This is a genomic window from Erwinia pyrifoliae DSM 12163 (assembly GCF_000026985.1).
Lineage (GTDB): Bacteria > Pseudomonadota > Gammaproteobacteria > Enterobacterales > Enterobacteriaceae > Erwinia > Erwinia pyrifoliae.
This window is the reverse complement of record NC_017390.1, coordinates 1,586,650-1,606,877: the sequence shown is the minus strand read 5'-3', so window position 1 is coordinate 1,606,877 and position 20,228 is coordinate 1,586,650. Positions and strand designations below refer to the sequence as shown.

Below are 20,228 nucleotides of genomic sequence, written 5' to 3'. Positions count from 1 at the left end.
TTAAAGAGATGATTCGCAAGTATAATCTTAATCCGAAAAAATTACAGCGGGGCTTGGTCATAAAAATGCAAGCATAAGAGTGACCCTAATATTAATTTTGGGTTAGAACCAGCGGCTGAACCATTCAGGCATGATAAACAAATTATAATGACTAATCAGCGCTATAATTCCGATAAACACCGCTGAAACTGACATCCACTGGCGCGCATACGGCAAGAATCGGATGCCAATCACCGGTTTGATAAAGAACGGGTGGGCAAAAGCGGATATCAGTACCTGAGAAATCGATAAAGTTAACGCGACATACCACACATTTGGCCAGATCCACACCGTAGCCAGCACCATGACCACAATACCGCTCGCCACAACGTTCCAGTAAAACTCAATGTTGGTGCGACCATTGGCTTGTGAAATAGCTCCGGTCAGGCCCCCCATCGGCCGTAACATGCCAAACATTAACATCAGCGGGATAAGCTGCGCCACGGCTTCGTGCGCCGGTCCATAAAGCATGCGAACAATCACCGGAGAAAGAATACCGATCGCCAGGTACATCATCGCGCTAAACAGCATGATAACGAAGGTGCCCTTGAGAAACAGCTGCTGCAGGCGGACAGGGTCGTGTTGTTTCTCGGCAAAACGCGGTAAAGCCAGACGGTTAATCACCGGCGTCACCAGTTTAAGCGGTTGAAGTATCAACTCTTTAGCCAGAGAGTAAACCCCTAGCAGCTCTGCGCCCATCACTTTACCGACGATCAGGGAATCCGCCTGCGTGCGCAGCTGATTAATGGTCTGCGAACCTAGCTGGTAAATGCCATATTTGAGCGAGCTGTAAAACGTGGCTTTATCAAATTCGAATGTCGGCCGCCACGCTTTCTCCCCGAGCCAGATCATGCACAGAATGCGCATAGCCGCATTGGCGAAAAGACCGAGGATCACTGCCGCAACATTGAGTGAAGAGTAATAGAGCAATATCACCGTAAACGCAAAGGCAAGTAACTTGGTCGCCATCTCGATTTTTGCCAGCAATATCATCCGTTTGGCTTTAATAAAATGTGCCTGATATTGCGATAGCGACCCAAGCACCAGAAAGTTCAGGCTGGTAAGCATAATCAGCCCGCCAAGCTGCGGCAGATGATAAAACCAGGAAATTGGCCAGGCAATAGCCACCAGCAGCAAGCCTGTCAGCAGGCTCAGCAAGACGTTTACCCAGTAAATCGTGCTCTGCTCTTTGCGGGTGATATTCTGCCGATGCACAATATAACTGCTCATTCCCATATCCTGCAGCACCATCGCCACCGCCAGAATAGCGTTAATGATGGCCAGAATACCCAACTCATGGGCTTCAAGTTTGCGTGCCAGCACGCCAAGCTGCACAACCTGCAATGCAGCGGCAAAGCCGGTGGCACCGAACAGCCAGATGGCCTGACTTTTTAAGCTACTCACGCTAACCGCTCCAAAATTTCTGCCAGCTGACGGTATGCAATATGCTGATTAAATTCGGTTTCTACCTTAGCGCGTGCCGCCAGCACTACCTGGGCAATATCGTCTTCTCCCCGGGAAAGTTTCAGCAGAATAGCCGCCAGAGCTTGTGCATCGCCTTCGGGTGCCAGCCAACCTGATACATTGTGTTCGATCAGTTCAGGTATACCACTATGCCTGCTTGATACAACCGGTAACCCAACCGCCATCGCTTCCATCAGCGCTACCGGGATGCCCTCCATATCGCCATCGGCCGCAGTCAGTGACGGAAGAAGGAATATATCTGCCTCATCGAGATAGCGTTTAATCTCCTCCTGCGGCTTAAAACCCACCAGCTTGACGCAGTCTTCAAGGTTACCGTCTGCGATGCCGGTCTTCAGTTGATTCTCAAGATCGCCGTAGCCAACGATGGTGTACTCGAATTGTCCGCCCTGCTCTTTCAAGATTTTGCAGGCCTCGATCGCCACAGCCAAACCTTTCTTTTCGGTCAGGCGCGCCACGGAGAGAATGCGTAGCGGCTGATGCAGCGAATCACGTAGCTTAAGGTTGAATTTCTCTGGCTCAATGCCCATGCGCGTGACGTTAATTTTCTCCGCCGGACAGCCCATAGCAATCAGTTTGTGCTCCCACAGACGGCTGATAGGTAACAGCAGTTCGTTTTGAGCGAAAAGCCTGGGATAGTCGTCCCTGTGCTCTTCAAGAATATGGCGACGTGAAATATCGGCACCGTGGAACACCGTCACCTGTTTGCCCTGCAACACATTCAGCTCGCGCAGCTTATTGGCCAACGCACCGGCATAGCCAAAATGGACAAGGAAAATATCTGCCACAAAGGGCTTTTTGTTAGCGGCAACAATGGCCGGCAGCAATAGCTTGCTGGATTGGGCGCCATAACGCCCGATATGGAATGATTTCAGCGTGCCGGGTTTGTAGATTTTCGGCAATATGATTTTGAGACGTTGTGCCAGCTTACCGACCTTTCCAGCCTTGTCATCAGGCAACAGATAGTGCGTTTTGGCGGCAAGATTGTATTGATCAAACGCGGCATGACGGTTAACCAAATCGCCCGGGAAAACGGCGATAATCTCAACCTCATAGCCGATATCAATAAAATGTGTCACCTGGTTCAGCACAAACGTTTCCGAAGAAACAGGAAACTGCATGGTGAAAAATGTGAGTTTCATCGGATCACCCTAAACTGTTGAGAACATCTGCAGTGATTTTGTTGCCAAGGTTCCTTTCCTGTTCCACCGCCCGCGCAACCTGCTGCTCTACAGCCTCGTAGTTATCCAGTACACCGTTCACCTTGGCAATGATGCTGCCGTCCATCAGGCTCTGTACGTCACTTGCCATATCCGGCAGACCGAGCTGTTTCATCACGCCCAGAGATTTGTGTTCATAGTTAATCGCCACTGCAGGGGTGCCAAAATTCATCGAAATGATGGCGGAGTGTAAACGCGTGCCGATGGTCAGATGACACTCACCTAACAGGATGCCTAATTCAAGATCGTTGAATTCATCCATGATAACGCGGTACTTATCTTTCTGTTTTACATATTCACCCAGAGTGATTGCCACCATGCGGTCATCTCTGTGATAGCTATCAATGCCGGTACAGGTCGACAGGGCAACCACCTGATACCCTCTGTCAATCATGGCATTAATCACCTTACCAAACGCCATTTCATACTCCTGCTGCGTCACCCCCAGGCGTTTGTCGAACGGGGCCAGTTCACGCACGGTTATGGCAATGGTTTTAGTTGCGGCTATCTGTTTCTGCCAGTAAATCAGGTTGTGGCCAGGCGCATCCAGCGTTCTTGTGCGTACCAGGAAGGCTGTGTCAGCCCCCGGGATGACTTTTTGCGTGGTGATCCCCGCCTTTTCCATCATTTCCAGACTGACACTTTCGCGAAGCACCAGACTGTTTACGCGGGAGAAAACAAAATTAGCGATCTGGTTAAATCTCTCTTTCTGGAATGGTCCTACGCTGTGACCAATCATATAGACTGGTTTTTTTGCCAGCAGGGCGCAAAGCGAGTGCTCAAACTGCAAGGGCCCGTACAGATCGACGAAAAAAGAGCCGCCGACCTGAATCACTGCGTCATACTGCTTTAATTTATCGGTAAACTTCTGCAAATATTCCGGTACCGCAAAGTTTTTAAAGAAACCGCTGCCCCGGATATGTGCCATCATAATTTTGGGCATCAGACGACGCTTAATTTTAGTGACCAGACTGTTCGACTTTTTGGTTTCCAGGAACAGCTCATCCGGCAAAATATCCTGTTGCAATAGGTAGCTGGAGCTGGTGGGAAAGCGACTGATAACATCGATATCCAGATCGTTTCTTTCGAGGTAAAGCGAATCAATAATTCCGCGCAAAATAGCACCATCACCACGGTTGCCGCATGTGTGATTGCCAACTAACAAAATCTTCATAACACCCCACGGTTTTATTGTAATCCTACAAAATTATCTTTTTCGATAATAAACCAATAGCTACATAGAGTTATCCGAAAATAACGGATGAGCCAGCGCGCAATGTAGAGCTTATACGCGAATGACGTGGCGGAATGATCCCGCCAGTCATCAGGTCTTCTGCTTCAGTGCAAAATAGGGTACAGCCACCTGCTGGCCATTAATCACCAGCGAAATGTAACCTTCGGCCCTGGAGGTGTCGACCTTAGCGCTAGCAAGATGCCGCGTTTCGACCAGCAAATCACCCTGCTCGTTAGCACCGACACCTGCCAATCCATTATGAAGAGAGAAGCGGCGTACGGCCGAATGCACCTTCCCCCCTTTTGGCGGTTCGGAAAGCGACATCCGGCTGTCAAAACGCGCACACTGTCCCGTAGCGAATCGATCCTTCGCGGTGGTTTTTATGATCACGCCTGCAGAGCCTAACCACTGCGCGAGTTTGATAAATACCCGCGTGTCGGTGTCGTTCAAAGTGGTATACACAACGTCGTTAATCGGGCTGCTGCCTTCTACATTCCAGCTGGCTTCAAAGCCATGCACTTTACGCTGCAGATTGATAATGGCTTTACCGCCGGTATTGCGATCGTCGGTCATGTTCATTAATGCCTTAGTGCCTGAGCCATTACTGAACTGTGACTGACCAAAGACTTCGATTTCCCAGCTGTCTCCCACATCGGGGGTATGAATATTACCCAGCTCATACCACTTTTCTTGAGAACTGTGATTTTCTATACGGAAACGGGAAGTGAGGAAGTTGTATTTCATGCTGCCATCAACGGCGATGCCATAAGACTCCACCCGCGTGGAGCCACGCTCAAAAGCACTTAACCACTCATCATTGCCCAATGAATTATCAATCCAGCTACCGGACTGTAAATTGGTTTGACGCATGTTCAGCCGCGAACAGTGGGCTATTAGTGGATTCTTACAAGCCTCAAGACTCAAGGCATCAACAATCCACTGTCCGTTAGAGAGATCCCCTGGAAATTCGGAATGTTCAATCCAGCCATTATGGATAATAGACTGGGTACAACGTGGTAAATTAAGCACTTTGCCCTGACGACAGTGCTGCACATTGAAATTGGACAACTCAATGGCGGTGTTATGATCCCAGTTGCCTTTTTTAGTGAATGACCATGCGCCACGGATAACATCTCCGGTACATTTACTGGCATACCATTGATCGATCTTGCAATCGAGCGTATCAATCAGGCTTAGCGAAACACCACCAACGCCGATAAAGCGGAGACAGGAACCGCGAAAATATTGCCCGGCCGGGCAAGTATTATGGAAAAATCCCTGACCGTTAGGCGAATGTTCGATCTGACCTTCAAAACTGATATTACTTAGCTCCACCCAACGGGCATTAACCTTAAACAGAAAATCTGATTTCCCATCAGAGACCAGCGTGGTTGCAGGAAAATAGCCAAAATTTACCGGTGCACCTGCCAGGCGCAGAAAACGGACATACTTAGCAGAAATATCAAGTGATGAAATGAAGAAACGTCCGGCTGGAAACTGGATCGATAGTTTTTGGTTATTATTCTGCGCCCAGTGATACATGGCAGTCACGGCAGGCAGGCAGTCCTTTTGGCCATCAGCGACGGCACCAAAATCAAACAGAGTAATGCGATTCATATCGTCACTTACCCGTCGCCAGTGGAAATCCTGCCCTGATGAAGCGATATAGCCGCCATCATCATCTGCCGCCGTCAGTTCGCCGATAAAAGCACCTCCCCCTACTTCTGTACCATCATGCCAGCCTTTGAGACGAACTTTCGCCCCAGAAAATAAAGGGCGGGTTTGACGCAGCGAGGCAAAAGAGGAAATTTCCCCGATTAACTGGTAACCGCCCGGTTGAGACAGGCGGCGGCTGAACTCTGAAACGCCATTGTTTTTTACGTCCGGAACATAGAAAAGCTGTTGGTCATTGTCATTATGCAACGCCATCGAATACTCGCTTTCAGACCACAGAGCGCCCTTAGCCGCAACAAAAGTTTTCAACGTCTCGCTGTTCAGAACAATGGGTTGGGCAAGTAGAGAAACATCGCCATTGGCATTTTTCACAAACACATCAACCACATTCTGCGGCTTTGTGGGATCGCTTCCGGCCTTACCAATATAAAGCTTTCCCTTAAAATCTCGCCAGAATTGCTCTGGCATTGTAAAGACATCATCAGGCGAAAAGATCGGAACATCCGTTTTAGGAATAGCATCTGCCGATACTTTTTTTAGCGTCAGTGCATCCAAATCTTCGCTTCGCGCTCGTGCAGGAACAGCACCTAGCGCCGCCGTTGCCACCATAGTTGAAAATGCCGTTCGAATTAACTCTCTGCGTTTCATAAAATTAGCCCCGTAATTCATTCAAGGTTTCATTGCTCATTCACCCAGATGCATTTTTATATGTGGACAGGTTAGTTTCTTATTATCCTTTACGGTCTTTCTCATAAAGAAACTTCATAACTTTTACCGGCATTAAGCGTGTCATGGTACGGATAAGAAAATAAATCGCGCCATGGATGAATCCGGTCTGATTTAATTTCCTTTTCAGGCGATAGAGCTGAACTTCACTTTTGATATAAACCCACCCTCGCCTTTTATTCACCATCTCGCTACCTGCCCGAACCTTCATCAGAACTTCAGGCAAATTAGACACCGGGTAGCCCTGTGACATCATCCGCAGCCAGAGGTTGTAATCTTCCATAAACAGATGATGCTGATAGCTGCCTGCAGCAATCACCTTATCCTTACGGAAGACAACACACATATGGTTAAAGGGGTTTTTCATTTTGGCGAATTGATGGATCTCGCTATTGCTGAGAGGCAAACGTTTTAACCGCTCTTTACCATGCTCATCAAATTCGATGACGGCAGCACCTGACAAAACGACTTCAGAATGCGATTCCATATAGGAAATTTGTTTCTCAAAGCGTTCGGGCAGACAGATGTCGTCCGTATCCATGCGCGCAACAATATTGTGCGTACAGCGCTCAAGCCCGGCATTTAATGCCTTACCCAGCCCGACGTTTTTCTCCAGAGGTACGATAACCAGCGGTAATAAAACAGCCCATCTGGTTACCACCGCCTTAAGAGGTTCACTAACCGGGCCGTCATAGACTAAAACAATTTCATCAGCAGGTAATGTCTGTTGATATAAACTCTCAAGGCATTGCTCAAGATTATCTGGCTTCTCTTTATTATAGAGTGAAATAAGTACTGAAAACATGACACCTTCCCCTTAGTTCAGGATTTCATTCCATTTTCTTAAGATTAACTCAGGCCCATAGTTCACAGAATTATGCCAGGCGGTTTGAGCGAATTCTTTTCTCAGGTCGTTACTTTCAATAAGCTGATTTAACCGATCGGTAAATGCGTTATCACTTTCATAATTGATGACATAACCATCATCTTTAATGATTTCCGCCGGGCCTGTTTTACAATCAAAAGCTATCGCGGGTAAGGCATAATTCTTAGCTTCAATTAAAACCATCGGCAAACCTTCATAGCGTGAAGTCATAGCGATAACGCCAGATGAACGATAGTATTCGCTAATATTTTTGCTTGGGCTAACTATCTCTGCACTTTCTTCCAGTTGATATTTTTTAATTTTTTCCAGTAGTTCTGTCTTTTCTTCACCATCACCGACAATAAGCAATTTCCAACCCTGTTTATTTACATTTTTCCAGATATCAAGCAGACGGCCGAAGTTTTTTTGGTAAGTCAAGCGTCCCACGGCCAGCACTCTGTTCTGCTTCTGTGCGAAAACATCATCAAAGCGATTGAGGCTGTTTTCGTGATGGAAAGGTGACATGTTCCCAACAACGTGCACGTTTTTTAGCGAAAACGATGATGTAAGATAATTTTTATCATGGTGCGTCAGTACCACCACCTTCTCAGCCAGCCCGTAACAGAATACCTTTAGCTTACGCACAGCAGTGCTAAAAGTCTCAATCGAAACGTGATCGCAACAGATAAGCCTGGATTTAATACGGAATAACTTTGACAGCAGGAGTGCCTGAACAGAAAGTTTACCCATTGAGATGATCATTATGCCATCAGGGCGCATATTTTTAGCATAACGAATAAACTCTAACAGCTTTAATATACGCACTGAAGATTTCGGATAGCGAATAGAGACTTTATTATCGACAGGGTAGAAGGGATCGCCTGGATTTAATGAAAACAGGGTCACTTCATATTGATGGTTACTCAATAAACTCGACAAGGTACTGGCTACCCTGTCAGTCCCACCACTGTTGGATATTCCATCAATGAGGATTAACAACTTGTACATGTTAAGCATCCTGTTAATAATTTCAGCCCGAATTGCAGGTTGATCACTTGCCAGATAAAAAAATATTGTCAAAATGACAGAGAAAAGATATATGCCGCTCAATCTGTCTAGCCTGCACCTGGCTAAAAGATTTTTCTCTGCAATCCATTCATCTGTATATGTAGCGGTTAGCTAAAAATCCTGAATAATGGCGCAACGCTGTACCCCAGAATCGACTGAGCAGAAAGTACCGTGTTATAAGCAAGATAATAAGTCGTAATGGAAAACAACATAATGAAGTTCAGTAATAAATTACGTATACGTAGCATCAGGAATGCAAATAACAGCGGTTCCGTATGAAGAAAAAGGTTACCAACCCTGCCACCAAAAATACTGAAATCAGAGAAAGTGATGCGTACCGCAGCACCTATGCTGTAAGCAACCAGAAGGATATAGACAAAACGGTCTTCCTTCATGATTCCGTTACGGAAATAATAAAGTGTAAAAGCACCAATAAATGCAATATTTTTCAGGTTCGCCAGGCCGAATACCGGGGAAGTTGTATCAAAATTGGTTCCGCTGTAGCTTGCAGCGCGCTCCCCCAACACTGGGACTATTCCGAGAGAGTCAAGGAACAGTTTTTTACCACCGATAATGCCCAACGGGATAGATGCAAAAACCACTATCAGCGGCAAGTACTTACGCTCCCGAATGAAAAAGAAAGGAATAATCATAACGATGGTATACCCGGTGGAGTGAGACTGGGTACTAAGAATAATAAAAAGTAATGAGAGTAAATAGTTACGCGCCACCAGACTACATATAAAGGCAATAGCAAACGCACTACATAATCCGAAACGGATTTGATTCATATCCTTGTTGATGAACAGATGTGCCGAGTAAAGGCACAGAGAGCACAGGATCAGCGGCGAATATTTTTTATAAACCCAGGCGTTGGTCGACACCGCGATAAAACTGATAAACAACAGGAAGAAGTAGCTCTCATGGGTGAAGCACGATGCTAACCACGCCAGCAACATGAAAAAATTCTCATAGCGATAGATATCTGCTACCGCCTGATAGCCGGTCATGCCCGTTTGACGGGAAAAATCATGGAAAAATCCAACATATTGTGAATCATCCATACCGGAATCTGGCCCGCGCATTCCAGCGAACAAAATTAGCGCCAACACCCCTATCAGAAAGAAATAGTTAATCAATAATTTCGTTTCTGCTTTGCTGGCCTGATTAATCATCGCCAGTTCAAAAAAGCAAAAAACGAGAATGCTGTAGCTAACTATCCAATATATAGCCATAAATTTACCCGTTATTATTCTGCAGCGACCGCTACATTCCTCCCAAACGCGCCCGTAATTTATTCATAAGGCGCTTGAGGAAGTCGGTGCGGTTATCTTTATTGGTCAAGAAAAAGTAGCGGGCAAAGCTTAGGCTGGCCTGCAATGGTTTACCGTCCATCTTATAACGCAGCGGTAACTTATAGGCTTTATAGGTATGAACATCACGCCTGGTGAGATACGGCTTCATTGCGTCCAGCCAGAACAGAGAATACTTAACCGATTCCCCTTTATGCTTCGATCCAAATTGAGTCACCATATGATAATTAGCCAGCGGCTTGTCTATCATCACGAAATTAAAGCCCAATTTGTCGGCACGGATGCATAAATCGTAATCCTGATGGCGGATGTACCTTTCATCAAAACGGATTTCAGCCGCATCTTCACGCTTTAGCACGATGGTACTGGTCTGGATAAACCCGTAGCAGCCAAAAAGATATTCGGCTATCGATTCATGTTCACCGACCGGCTTTAGCGGCATGACTTTAAGGAAGCTGCCATCCTGAATAATGTTGACCTGACTATAAATAATAAAGCGCCGATTGCCCTGCCCTTCCAGCCGTTCAATCAGACTCAAGTTCTGTTGCAATTTATCTTTATGCCATTCATCGTCGGCATCGAGAAAACAGACATAGTCCCCGGTAGCAAGGTCGATACCCCGGTTTCTGGCACCCGCCCCGTTAAGTTTTATCTCAGAGAGTACTAAATTGATGTTTAATCCTCTGTAGCGTTCACTTCTCACCACTTCCGCGAGTTTTTGCGCATCGGCAGATTTATCATCGACAATAATTACGTCAAACTTTTTATAGCTTTGCTCGTTCAGACAATCAAGCGTGGTGATAATTGATTCTGATGCATTATATGCAGGTATGACAATCGAAAAGGAGATATCCTTCATGACCAGGCACCTTATTAAACATTCTCAAACTGACACTAGCCGTAATCGTGGAACCTTTCGACAGGGTGTAGAAAGGTTCCGCACGGCAGCTAGCTTTTCTCACCCTGTTTGTAGCTGTAGTCGTAATAGTCGTAACCATAACCATAGTTATTCGCTGACTTACGCACTACGGCATTGAGGATAATCCCTTTAATTTCGATGCCGTTCTGAATAAAGCGTTTGTAACTGATTTCAACTTCCTTGACGGTGTTGGTTTCAAAGCGCGCCACCATCAGTGAAGTGCCAGCCAGCTTGCCAATGATCGAGGCGTCGGTTACGGCCAGAATCGGTGGGGTATCAATCAGCACCAGGTCGTAATTTTTACTGGCCCAGTCAACCAACTCTTTCATGCGGCTGTGCATCAACAGTTCAGATGGATTGGGCGGCACCTGACCTCGGGCGATAAAATCAAAACCGTAATCTCCACGCTGCACCAGATCGGTACTGAAGGGAAGTTTTCCAGACAGAATGTCTGACAAGCCGGTTTTGCTTTCCGCGCCGAGCAGATCGTGGGTGTAGCCACGTCGCATGTCACCATCAATAAACAGCACTTTCTCGCCGGTTTTCGCAACCAGCGTCGCCAGGTTGGCGCAGATAAAGGTCTTACCAATCCCCGGACTGGCACCAGTGACCATTAAAATGTTATTTTCGGCATCCATCATCGCAAAATGTAAACTGGTGCGCAGACTGCGGATCGCTTCAATTGACAGGTCAGTAGGGTTACCCAACGCCAGTAACCTGTGATGCGGATCAACTTTTGCGGCCAGTTTTCGTTTCAGCTGCACCTCCTGATCTTTCTTACGCTGCCATTCGGAAAGCGGCACGCTGGCATAGACGCTTAAACCCAGCTCTTCCAGCTGCTCAGGATTATCAATCCCATGATGGAACAGCGCTTTCAACAGGACTAATCCGACAGACACCATCAGCCCGACGATCAAACTGGCGGCAACGATTATCAGGTTTTTCGGGGCAACGGGTTTTGCGGCGGTTTCCGCATGATCGATGATTCGGACATCACCTACGGTGCTGGCCTTACTGATATTCAACTCCTGCTGACGACTCAGCAGCTGCATATATATCTCCTGCCCCGCCTGCACATCACGCGTTAAACGAACAATCTCCTGCTGGGTTTGCGGCATCTGGCTGATTTTACCATTCAGCTGTTTCTGCTGGTTTTCCAGCGTTTGCCGTTTTTCCAGCAGGGCGCGATAGGTCGGGTGATCCTTTTTGAACAACTGGGATACTTCCGCTTCCCGGAAGGTTAACTCGTTCAGCTGTGTCTGAATGCTGACCGAAGAATCAAGGGCAGACTTAGCTTCCAGTGACATATCGACCGAGTCATGCTGACGGCGGAAGACGTTGAGTTTATCTTCAGCCTGATCCAACTTACCGCGTACTTCCGGCAGCTGTTGGGCAAGAAACTGGATGCTTTTTTCGGCTTCTTCAGATTTGCGCGCGATGTTCTGGTACAGATAGTTATTAATGACCTGGTCCAGCACTCGGCTTATCTGCAGCGGATCCTCACCGCTATAGGTCAACCCTAAAACGCCGGTATCTTTACCCATATCGGCCACAACCAGATTGTTGCCGATCATTTTGATCGCTTGCAGGGTGCTCAGTTTGCTGACGGTGAAACGGGTACCTGCATCAGCATCAATATGGCTAACCAGCATGCTGACATCACCGTGCTGCTCGAACTGACCGACTTTACCTTTAAATAGCTCATTGTCATCTTTGCTGACGGTGTAACTATCCGGCCCGTTCACTTCTACGCTAAGCTCACGCTTATCCCAGAAAGCCGGAACAGTGAGACGTGAAACAGCTATCTGTTGCGCTTTTTTTCCCATAATGCGCGACAGGCCAGCGCCTATCAGCGGGAAGTGGTCCTGCTGTACCAGCGCATCAAGGCCGAGGTCAGCCACCGTTTTGCCCAAAACCATACGCGAGGTAATAATTTCTATTTCGGCGGCAGAAGCGGGTTGCGCGTTCGGCATCATCTGAGAAAGGTCATTAAGTACCGTGTTGGCATTCTTTTGCTCAACCTGCACCATCGCGTCTGCACTGTAAATTGGCGTCGCAAACAAACTGTATAGCGTGCCCATTAACGTAAACAGTACTGACACTGCCAAGATCATCCAACGATGATCAATAAGTTGTCCCACAAGGTGCGCCAGTTCGAATCTGATCGCCTCGCCACCGTTCGCTGACGGTTCCTTACTATTTGATTTCATGGAAAATCCCAACTATCGGCTTAATGCGTTGACCCATTTCTGGGCAGCGTTTTCAAGAACTCCATACACGGCCTCAAAGGCATCCCGGCTTTTCTTGTAGGGGTCCGCTATTTCTTGCTGATTGATCCAGTGTCCAAACAGCATGGTTTTGCCACGTACTGACGGGTTAATACGGCAAACAAGGTCGATATGTTTTTTTTCCATCACCAGAATAAGATCGCTGTCACGACACATATCTGCCGTAAGCTGTTGTGCTACATGATCCTGCAGGGACACGCCGCGTTCATCGGCCACCACGCTGGCGGTTTGATCAGCCGGGCTTCCTACCATCGCCTTCAAGCCGGCGGAAGCGATTTTCTTCTCTGGCAATGCGGCCATCAGCAGCCGCTCCCCGGTAGGAGAGCGGCAGATATTGCCGATACACACCACTAAGATTGAATTGATCATAAATTCAGCCGCCGTTTACCATTTATGAATAATCTGTACGTTACGTGTCGCATCGTAGACACCATTAATAGTTGGCACCAGCTGCGAGATCACACGATTCCAACGGGTGAGAGGGGTGGAGGTAACATAAACAATGTCATAAGGTTCTAAACGGAATTCAGTTCCCATTACCATTGCGGCGGCATCTTTGGTATTAAGCTGGTAGATATTGGCGATTTTACTGCGGTTTGTACCCTTAACTGGACGAATAACGAAAACGCCGGTGGCATCAGCAACGCTCTGATCCATCCCCTGTGCACTGCCCAGCGCTTCAGAAAGCGTCATCCCGCTGCGATCCATCTTCAGCGTCGCCTGCTGCTTGACTTCTCCCATCACGAACACTTTGAGATCGTCATTACGCGGCACGTAGAGAATATCACCAGGGTATAACAGATGATTTTGTGACAGATCACCATTTTGCATCAGCGCCTGAAGAGAGACAGGCTGTTCGCGTCCGTCATGCGTTAGCACCACATTGCGCCAGTCTGCGGTGGCGGTCAGACCACCAGCGGCATTAACGGCATCAAGGATAGTCAGGGGGACGTTGGTGATCGCCTGCTGACCTGAAGTAGTCACTTCTCCCGTCACGTATGTTTTTTGCGATTTAAATGAGGCAACGTTGACATCAACCTGCGGGCTTTCGACATACCTGGACAACCGGCTGGCAATTTCATCACGAATCTCTTGTACGGTATGACCTGCTACGCGCACTCTGCCAATGTAGGGATAGAAGATGGTGCCGTCAGAGTGAACCCAGTTACCTGTATCACTGGCGCTGCGGTATTGACCCGCTGGGGTGGTCAGTTCCGGATGGTCCCAAACCGTTACCATCAATACATCGCCCACGCCAATACGATATTCGTAGTTCTGCAGTTCCCGTTGCAGCGTAGCGTTAGCCTGAGCCACTACCGGCTTAGGCTTCATGCGTTCCACCAGACTCGGGGTCAGCGGAAAAACATTGACATATTTATCAATGTCAAAATCACTATCCTGCTGCTCAACAACGTCTTTGCCCATTGTCGAAAGATGGTTACCCGGCACGACGGTACAGCCGGAAAGGAGTGCTGCCGATACCAACACAGGTATCAATTTAGTTTTGATTATAATCATCTGGTTCATCGCTATCGGTAATTTGAATGACAGTGGCAAGACCGCCACTGTACGCGTCTGGAAGTCATCAGTTGATCATATCAGGCTTGATAATTATCACTATCCTTCGCTCCCTCGTTGATTAGTAAGCGCCATCACGTTTCAGAACCACCCCAATCGTTTTGAACAAAATGGCGATATCGTTCCAAAGTGACCAGTTCTTTACGTACCATGAGTCGAAATAAACGCGGGTTTCATAACTCACATCGTTACGCCCACTCACCTGCCACAATCCGGTCATGCCTGGCTTAGCCATAAAATAGTAATCAACATCGCCCGCATAGCGTTCAAGCTCGGCTTCAATCACCGGTCGTGGCCCGACCAGACTCATTTCACCCCGTACCACGTTCCATAATTGCGGCAGTTCATCAAGACTGGTTTTACGAATAAAATGGCCGATGCGAGTAATACGCGGGTCGTTTTTCAGCTTAAAGTCTTCATCCCATTCGGCACGCGCGACCGGATCGTTACGCAGCACCTCTTCCAGCACCTCTTTGGAATTCACCACCATCGAGCGGAACTTGAGACACTTGAATTTGCGACCGTCACGACCGACGCGTTCATGGCCATAAATAGGTGCCCCTCCGTCGCGTGAAACCATAAAAATCAATACGACTAATGCGGGTAGCAGCAAGGTGATAATGCCCAGCGCGCCAACAAGATCGAAGGTACGTTTCAGAAAGCGTGAACTGTGTTTAGCGAGATTATTACTGACCCTCAGGATCATCACTTCATGGCTAAAGATATAGGCCATATCCGTGCCATAAAGCGGAACGCCGCGTAAAGAAGGGATCACCGAAACCGAGCGGCAATTGTGGGTAGCCAGATTTTTTAGCCACCAGTCACGCGACTGACTCTGCTCATATTCAACCGCCACGATAAACTGCGTATCGCTGTCTACCAATGCCCACAGCTGCGATTCCTCTTTCAGGACTGGAACCCCAAACAGTTCAAGGGCGGTCTGGCTCCCGTCAACATCGTAGAAGGCAACCACATCAAACCCCATCATCTCTTCGCTTTGCAAAGCCTGCCAGGCTTCTTGCGCATTATCCCCACTGCCAAGAATGATTGACTGCTTCTTCCATAGCTTTTTACGATTTAACAGACGTTTGACGCAGGCACGCCCAACAGGAACCAACGCCATGGACAGGATCCAGGTTAATATCCAGATCCAGCGAGAAAGTTCCCATTTAGATAACGCACTAACAGAAAGGTCAACAATTGAAAATATCAAGATTGTTCTTAATACTTCTTTCAGCTCAAACCAGAAAGGTTTTCGATAAGTGTAGTGACGTAACCGCACCCAAAACCAGCCGACACAGACCACCGACAGCAAAATGTGTGTCGCTATTTTTAGATCTAATTCGTGTTGCGGAATCCCCGTAAGAGTTTCACCTGAAAAGCCATTAATCAGCACGATGGCGAGTGCCAATGCTACATTAAAAAAGATGAGATCTGACAGGGCCAGTGACAATCTGATTAACAACCCTTTAAAGGTGAATTCAATTTCGCGCATAATTAACTCTTAATTTTATCTCAGGAATCCTGTGATTTATTGGTTTTGAAGCGGGAGTGAGGGATATTGCTTGCACCACGTCCTTTATTACACAGGGAACTCATTCAGAAAATTCTACAAAAGGTCATCATAACTGCATCACGAGCAGGGTTTTGGGTGTTAAAAACAACTTAACTATATGGTTTCCTGGATTTTACTGAACGGGTTTATCACTCATCAAGACACGCTACCGCCCCTGGCTTGTAGCTGCCAATGCGCTGTAAATGTTGCCGTTTGCTGTTAAAAGCCCGTCATATCCGACGCCCGCTAACATTTATCAGTGGATTGTGTGCTGCCTCACAAAATTCATCATTCCCCCCCACTGCACTGTGCCAAATACAACGCCCACGCAGACATTCACTAATATGTTGCTATACTAGTTATAAATGGTCTCTTTACAAGAGTCTCTCTGCCCGTGCTGACTCTTTTAGGAATAAGACTACTTTCATGTTGCGCCAGTACCACTTACCCCCCATTTTAGCCACTTTAAATTGAGATTATTCTCAATGTTTTTTCTTCTAAATCCAGCTCCCCCCTCCTTAATCAACCCAGTTGATATACGATTAATCCTGGATATATGTAAATTATGAAATGCGGTATGCCTGATAAGTAGTGTCAACATAGCTTTTGCATCCATAACAATGTTTTGCCCGCTAAGCAGGCTGACAGAACTTTAAATGCCCCCATCATCAGGTTGAAATATTCATACATACCGCCCATCATGGATTAATCAAAGATGTCATTAAGGTGAAGTCATGTTCGAATGGATCGCCGCCCCGTCAATTTGGGCCGGCCTGGTCACTTTAGTGGTGCTGGAACTGGTGCTGGGCATAGACAACCTGGTGTTTATTGCCATCCTGGCGGAAAAGCTACCACCAGCCTTGCGCGACCGTGCACGCCTGACCGGCTTATCACTGGCATTAGGAATGAGACTGCTGCTGCTGGCTGGCGTATCCTGGCTATCGTCACTGACTTCGCCATTATTCAGCCTGAGCGGGCACCCCTTCAGCGCTCGCGACATCATTATGTTACTGGGGGGTTTATTCCTGCTGTTTAAGGCTACGATGGAACTGAACGAGCGGCTGGAGGGTAAAGATCAGGCGGATAGCCCGCAAAAGTACGGCGCCCGCTTTTGGCCGGTCGTCGCGCAAATCGTGGTGCTTGACGCGGTATTCTCCCTTGACTCCGTGGTCACCGCCGTTGGTATGGTCGACCAGCTTGCCGTGATGATGGCAGCCGTCATTATCGCCATTTGTTTGATGTTGCTGGCCAGCAAGCCGCTAACAGCTTTTGTTAACGATCATCCGACTATCATTATTCTGTGTCTGAGCTTTCTTCTGATGATTGGATTCAGCCTGGTGGCAGACGGCTTTGGCTACGCCATTCCAAAAGGCTATCTGTACGCAGCCATTGGCTTCTCCGTGATTATCGAAGCACTTAATCAGCTGGCCCGATTCAACCGCCGTCGGTTTCTTTCGGCACAATATCCGTTGCGGAAACGCACGGCGGATGCGGTGCTCAGGCTACTGCGTGGGCATCCTGACCAGGCCGAACTGGATGCAGAAACCTCTTCGCTGGTGGCAGATCACAACGGACGTAAAGCCATTTTCAATAAACAGGAACGTATGATGATCGCGCGCGTACTGGCAATGGGTCAGCGTAGCGTAAGCAGCATCATGACCACCCGCCATGATATTCAACATATCGATCTGGCCGAGTCGCCGGAGAAAATCCTGGCACAGCTTGACGCTAACCAGCATACGCGCCTGCTGATAACTGAAAACGGTGACGAGCCGCTGGGAGTCGTGCATGTGATCGATCTGCTGAAGCAGGCACTTCACGATCGTCGCATCGATCTGCGCGTGCTGATGCGCCAGCCGCTGGTCTTTCCTGAAAGGCTGCCCCTGCTGCCGGCACTGGAGCAATTTCGCAGCGCCCGCACCCATTTTGCTTTTGTGGTGGATGAGTTTGGCTCGGTAGAAGGGGTGGTCACGCTCAGTGACGTGATGGAAACCATTGCAGGTTACCTGCCAAACGAAAGTGAGAAAACCGATCCGCGCCATGATATCCAGCAGCATAACGATGGCAGCTGGACGGCAAATGGCCATATGCCGCTGGAAGATCTTGTGATGCACCTGCCGCTACAGCTCAGTGAGAAGCGCGACTATCATACGCTGGCGGGACTGCTGATGGAGCATCTGCAGCGTGTTCCCCTGGAAGGCGAAGAGGTAGAGGTGAGTGGCTATCTGTTTCGCACCTTACGGGTTGCCAGCCACAGGGTGCAGAAGGTGCAGATTATTCCGTTGCCGGGATCGCTCTGAAAACCAAAAAAATAGGCCCTGCCCTTCGCCTTCCGCATCAAGGCGGCCAGCATAATGGCGGCGGCGCTCACTTTCGGCCGCCCGCCATCAAAGCTCGTTGATCAACTTTTTAACGTCACTGCTATCAGACTTGTCAGGGTTACGCTTGATCCATTTTTGCAGGCGATGCCGCGCTTCGTCACGCACCTGCTGGCGCAGCAGCTGGTCCACTTTCAAGTTGTAATTAACAGCCGACCACGGCCCGTAAACCCTCAGGGGCACCGGCAGTTGCTGCAAACGCTGCACCAGCTCGCTGTCCCCGCTCCAGCCTCCGGCGATCGTCACGCCAAACAGCACGTCTAAATTTTTCTTAATTAAATCGATGCTGCCGCTGGCGTTGTAGGTGAGCATCGCCGAGCTGGCGTCAAGCCGGGAGAAAGCAATCACGCCATTATTCAGGGTAGCGCTTCCCTGGAGATGTAGCGGATTTGGCGTGCCGTCGTCGCTCTTTCCACGCACCTTAGCGCTATTATTTTCTACCGCGCGCTGAACCATCTGCATCAGATTCAGGCCGGCAAACTGCGCGTCATCAAGACTCAGTTCGGCCTGCCCCTGCCACTGATGCTTAAACGCGGCCACGTTCAGTCCATCACCACTAAAACGCCCCCGCAGCGACAACGAACCGCTGATGGTGTCCGGAAGCTCAAATCCTTTCAGCAACGAACTCATGGCAATCTGCTTCAGCTCCGGGATCAGAGTGACCTTGGTCGGCGCGCCGCGCGCATCCACCGTACCCGGCAGCGAGAAGCTTCCCCCTTCGCCCGTCCCTTTGAAGGTGTTCATGGTCAGCAAACCCTGCTGGCTGGCAGCGTGCAGCAACACATGATTCATCTGCATCTGACGCCAGCGAAGCTGATCCACTGCCAGCGTCAGTTGCCCATCCAGAGCATTGAGAACGGAATGGACATTGTCCGTCACCGGTACGCTGGCGATAACCGGGGCATGGCCGCTACGCGGTTCAGTCGCTAAGGCGTCTTGATCCATAGCGCCGGACAGACCCAACAGCGAATCAAGGTCGAGACTGCCGATATGCAGGTTAGCCAGCAGTTCGGGGTGCGCGCCCAGCGTCCCCGACAGGGTTCCGCTTAGCTGGCTGTCATTGGCGTTAAGATGGATGTCTTCGAGGCTGAAGCGCCCGGTCAGACTCTCCCAGTTGGCTTTCATCTGCGCCTTGCCCTGGATACCGGCCAGCGGTAGATCGACCCCCTTGAGCTGATAATCTGACTGCTGAACGATCGCCTTCACCCGCTGTGGGTAATCAGTGATATCCAGCTCGCTGCTCAAATCTAACTGCAGTTCGCGCTGGTCGCGGTTAATGCGGCTACTGATTTCAATGTGCACCTGGCGCGGCTGGTTCTGGTCAAGCGCCAGATTCAGATCGCGTACATTAAGCTGCTCGCCGTTGCTCTGCTGCCATACCAGCAGGCCGTCAGCAATACGTAAATGGGAAATGTCGAACTTCCAGCCACGCGCAACATCATCAGTGGGCGAAAAGGTGCTGCTGCCGGCAGGGCCGATCGGCGCATTAACGGGAGGAAGGCTTTTACTGTCCGGCGTCAGACGTATTACCGCGCCTTTCAGCATCACCTGTTTTACCGAAAGTTGGTGAGAGAACAGGGGCAAAAGATTCACGTCAAGACGCATATTAGCCGCGCTTACCACCGGCTGCCGCGCCCCCGGAGCGGTCAAGGTGACCGGACCGGACAGGATGCTAAGCTGCGGCCAGACATGCCAACGCAGATCGCCGTTAAGCGCAAGGTGATAGCCGCTACGCTGCTCGACCTGGCGGACCATGTAGGCGCGAAAATCGTTCGGATTCACCAACATCACCAGCGCGGTCATTCCGGCAACCACCACGACCAGTAGTATCGCAAGTGTGGTAATAAACCTTTTCATGCCTGCTCCTTAACTCTTTATTTTGCCACTGA

General features: G+C 48.8%; 14 protein-coding genes. 1 reads left to right on the top strand and 13 read right to left on the bottom strand.

Annotated features, from left to right (window positions below):
* Positions 1–102 precede the first annotated feature (102 nt).
* The 12 genes from EPYR_RS07070 to wbaP all read right to left on the bottom strand — a co-directional run bounded on the left by EPYR_RS07070 (position 103) and on the right by wbaP (position 15,901).
* Positions 103–1,443 (bottom strand): lipopolysaccharide biosynthesis protein, encoded by a 1,341-nt coding sequence (locus EPYR_RS07070; RefSeq protein WP_012667717.1) that lies wholly within the window; start codon positions 1,441–1,443, stop codon positions 103–105.
* On the bottom strand, positions 1,440–2,663 hold the full coding sequence (locus tag EPYR_RS07065; RefSeq protein ID WP_012667716.1) for a glycosyltransferase: 1,224 nt from the start codon (positions 2,661–2,663) through the stop codon (positions 1,440–1,442). The genes EPYR_RS07070 and EPYR_RS07065 overlap by 4 nt, the downstream gene beginning before the upstream one ends.
* 4 nt (positions 2,664–2,667) lie before the next feature.
* On the bottom strand, positions 2,668–3,915 hold the full coding sequence (wcaK, locus tag EPYR_RS07060) for a colanic acid biosynthesis pyruvyl transferase WcaK (RefSeq protein WP_012667715.1): 1,248 nt from the start codon (positions 3,913–3,915) through the stop codon (positions 2,668–2,670).
* A 150-nt stretch (positions 3,916–4,065) separates the two neighbouring features.
* A complete protein-coding gene (locus EPYR_RS07055) occupies positions 4,066–6,297 on the bottom strand; it encodes a phage tailspike protein (protein ID WP_014538792.1) in 2,232 nt (743 codons plus the stop codon).
* Between the two features lie 82 nt (positions 6,298–6,379).
* On the bottom strand, positions 6,380–7,180 hold the full coding sequence (locus EPYR_RS07050; RefSeq protein WP_012667713.1) for a glycosyltransferase family 2 protein: 801 nt from the start codon (positions 7,178–7,180) through the stop codon (positions 6,380–6,382).
* Positions 7,181–7,192: 12 nt separating this feature from the next.
* Positions 7,193–8,248 (bottom strand): glycosyltransferase family 4 protein, encoded by a 1,056-nt coding sequence (locus tag EPYR_RS07045; protein ID WP_012667712.1) that lies wholly within the window; start codon positions 8,246–8,248, stop codon positions 7,193–7,195.
* A gap of 167 nt (positions 8,249–8,415) precedes the next feature.
* Positions 8,416–9,543 (bottom strand): EpsG family protein, encoded by a 1,128-nt coding sequence (locus tag EPYR_RS07040; RefSeq protein WP_012667711.1) that lies wholly within the window; start codon positions 9,541–9,543, stop codon positions 8,416–8,418.
* A gap of 31 nt (positions 9,544–9,574) precedes the next feature.
* The gene (locus EPYR_RS07035) at positions 9,575–10,480 is read right to left on the bottom strand and encodes a glycosyltransferase family 2 protein (protein ID WP_012667710.1); all 906 of its coding nucleotides are present in this window, start codon (positions 10,478–10,480) and stop codon (positions 9,575–9,577) included.
* An 89-nt stretch (positions 10,481–10,569) separates the two neighbouring features.
* Positions 10,570–12,750: a polysaccharide biosynthesis tyrosine autokinase gene (locus EPYR_RS07030; RefSeq protein ID WP_014538791.1), complete on the bottom strand. Its 2,181-nt coding sequence runs from the start codon at positions 12,748–12,750 to the stop codon at positions 10,570–10,572.
* A 12-nt stretch (positions 12,751–12,762) separates the two neighbouring features.
* Positions 12,763–13,197 carry an arsenate reductase/protein-tyrosine-phosphatase family protein gene (locus EPYR_RS07025; protein ID WP_012667708.1) on the bottom strand — a complete coding sequence of 145 codons (435 nt, stop codon included), beginning with the start codon at positions 13,195–13,197 and terminating at the stop codon, positions 12,763–12,765.
* 15 nt (positions 13,198–13,212) lie between these two features.
* Positions 13,213–14,346, bottom strand: coding sequence for a polysaccharide export protein (locus EPYR_RS07020; protein WP_187298253.1), 1,134 nt, complete (start codon positions 14,344–14,346; stop codon positions 13,213–13,215).
* A gap of 121 nt (positions 14,347–14,467) precedes the next feature.
* Complete coding sequence (gene wbaP / locus EPYR_RS07015) at positions 14,468–15,901, bottom strand: undecaprenyl-phosphate galactose phosphotransferase WbaP (RefSeq protein WP_012667706.1); 1,434 nt, start codon at positions 15,899–15,901, stop codon at positions 14,468–14,470.
* A gap of 794 nt (positions 15,902–16,695) precedes the next feature.
* Here wbaP and EPYR_RS07010 point away from each other — a divergent pair.
* Entirely contained in the window at positions 16,696–18,261 is a 1,566-nt protein-coding gene (locus EPYR_RS07010; RefSeq protein ID WP_012667705.1) for a TerC family protein, read from the top strand.
* A gap of 87 nt (positions 18,262–18,348) precedes the next feature.
* Here EPYR_RS07010 and asmA read toward each other — a convergent pair whose 3' ends face one another.
* Positions 18,349–20,196: an outer membrane assembly protein AsmA gene (asmA, locus tag EPYR_RS07005; protein WP_012667704.1), complete on the bottom strand. Its 1,848-nt coding sequence runs from the start codon at positions 20,194–20,196 to the stop codon at positions 18,349–18,351.
* Between the last annotated feature and the right edge of the window lie 32 nt (positions 20,197–20,228).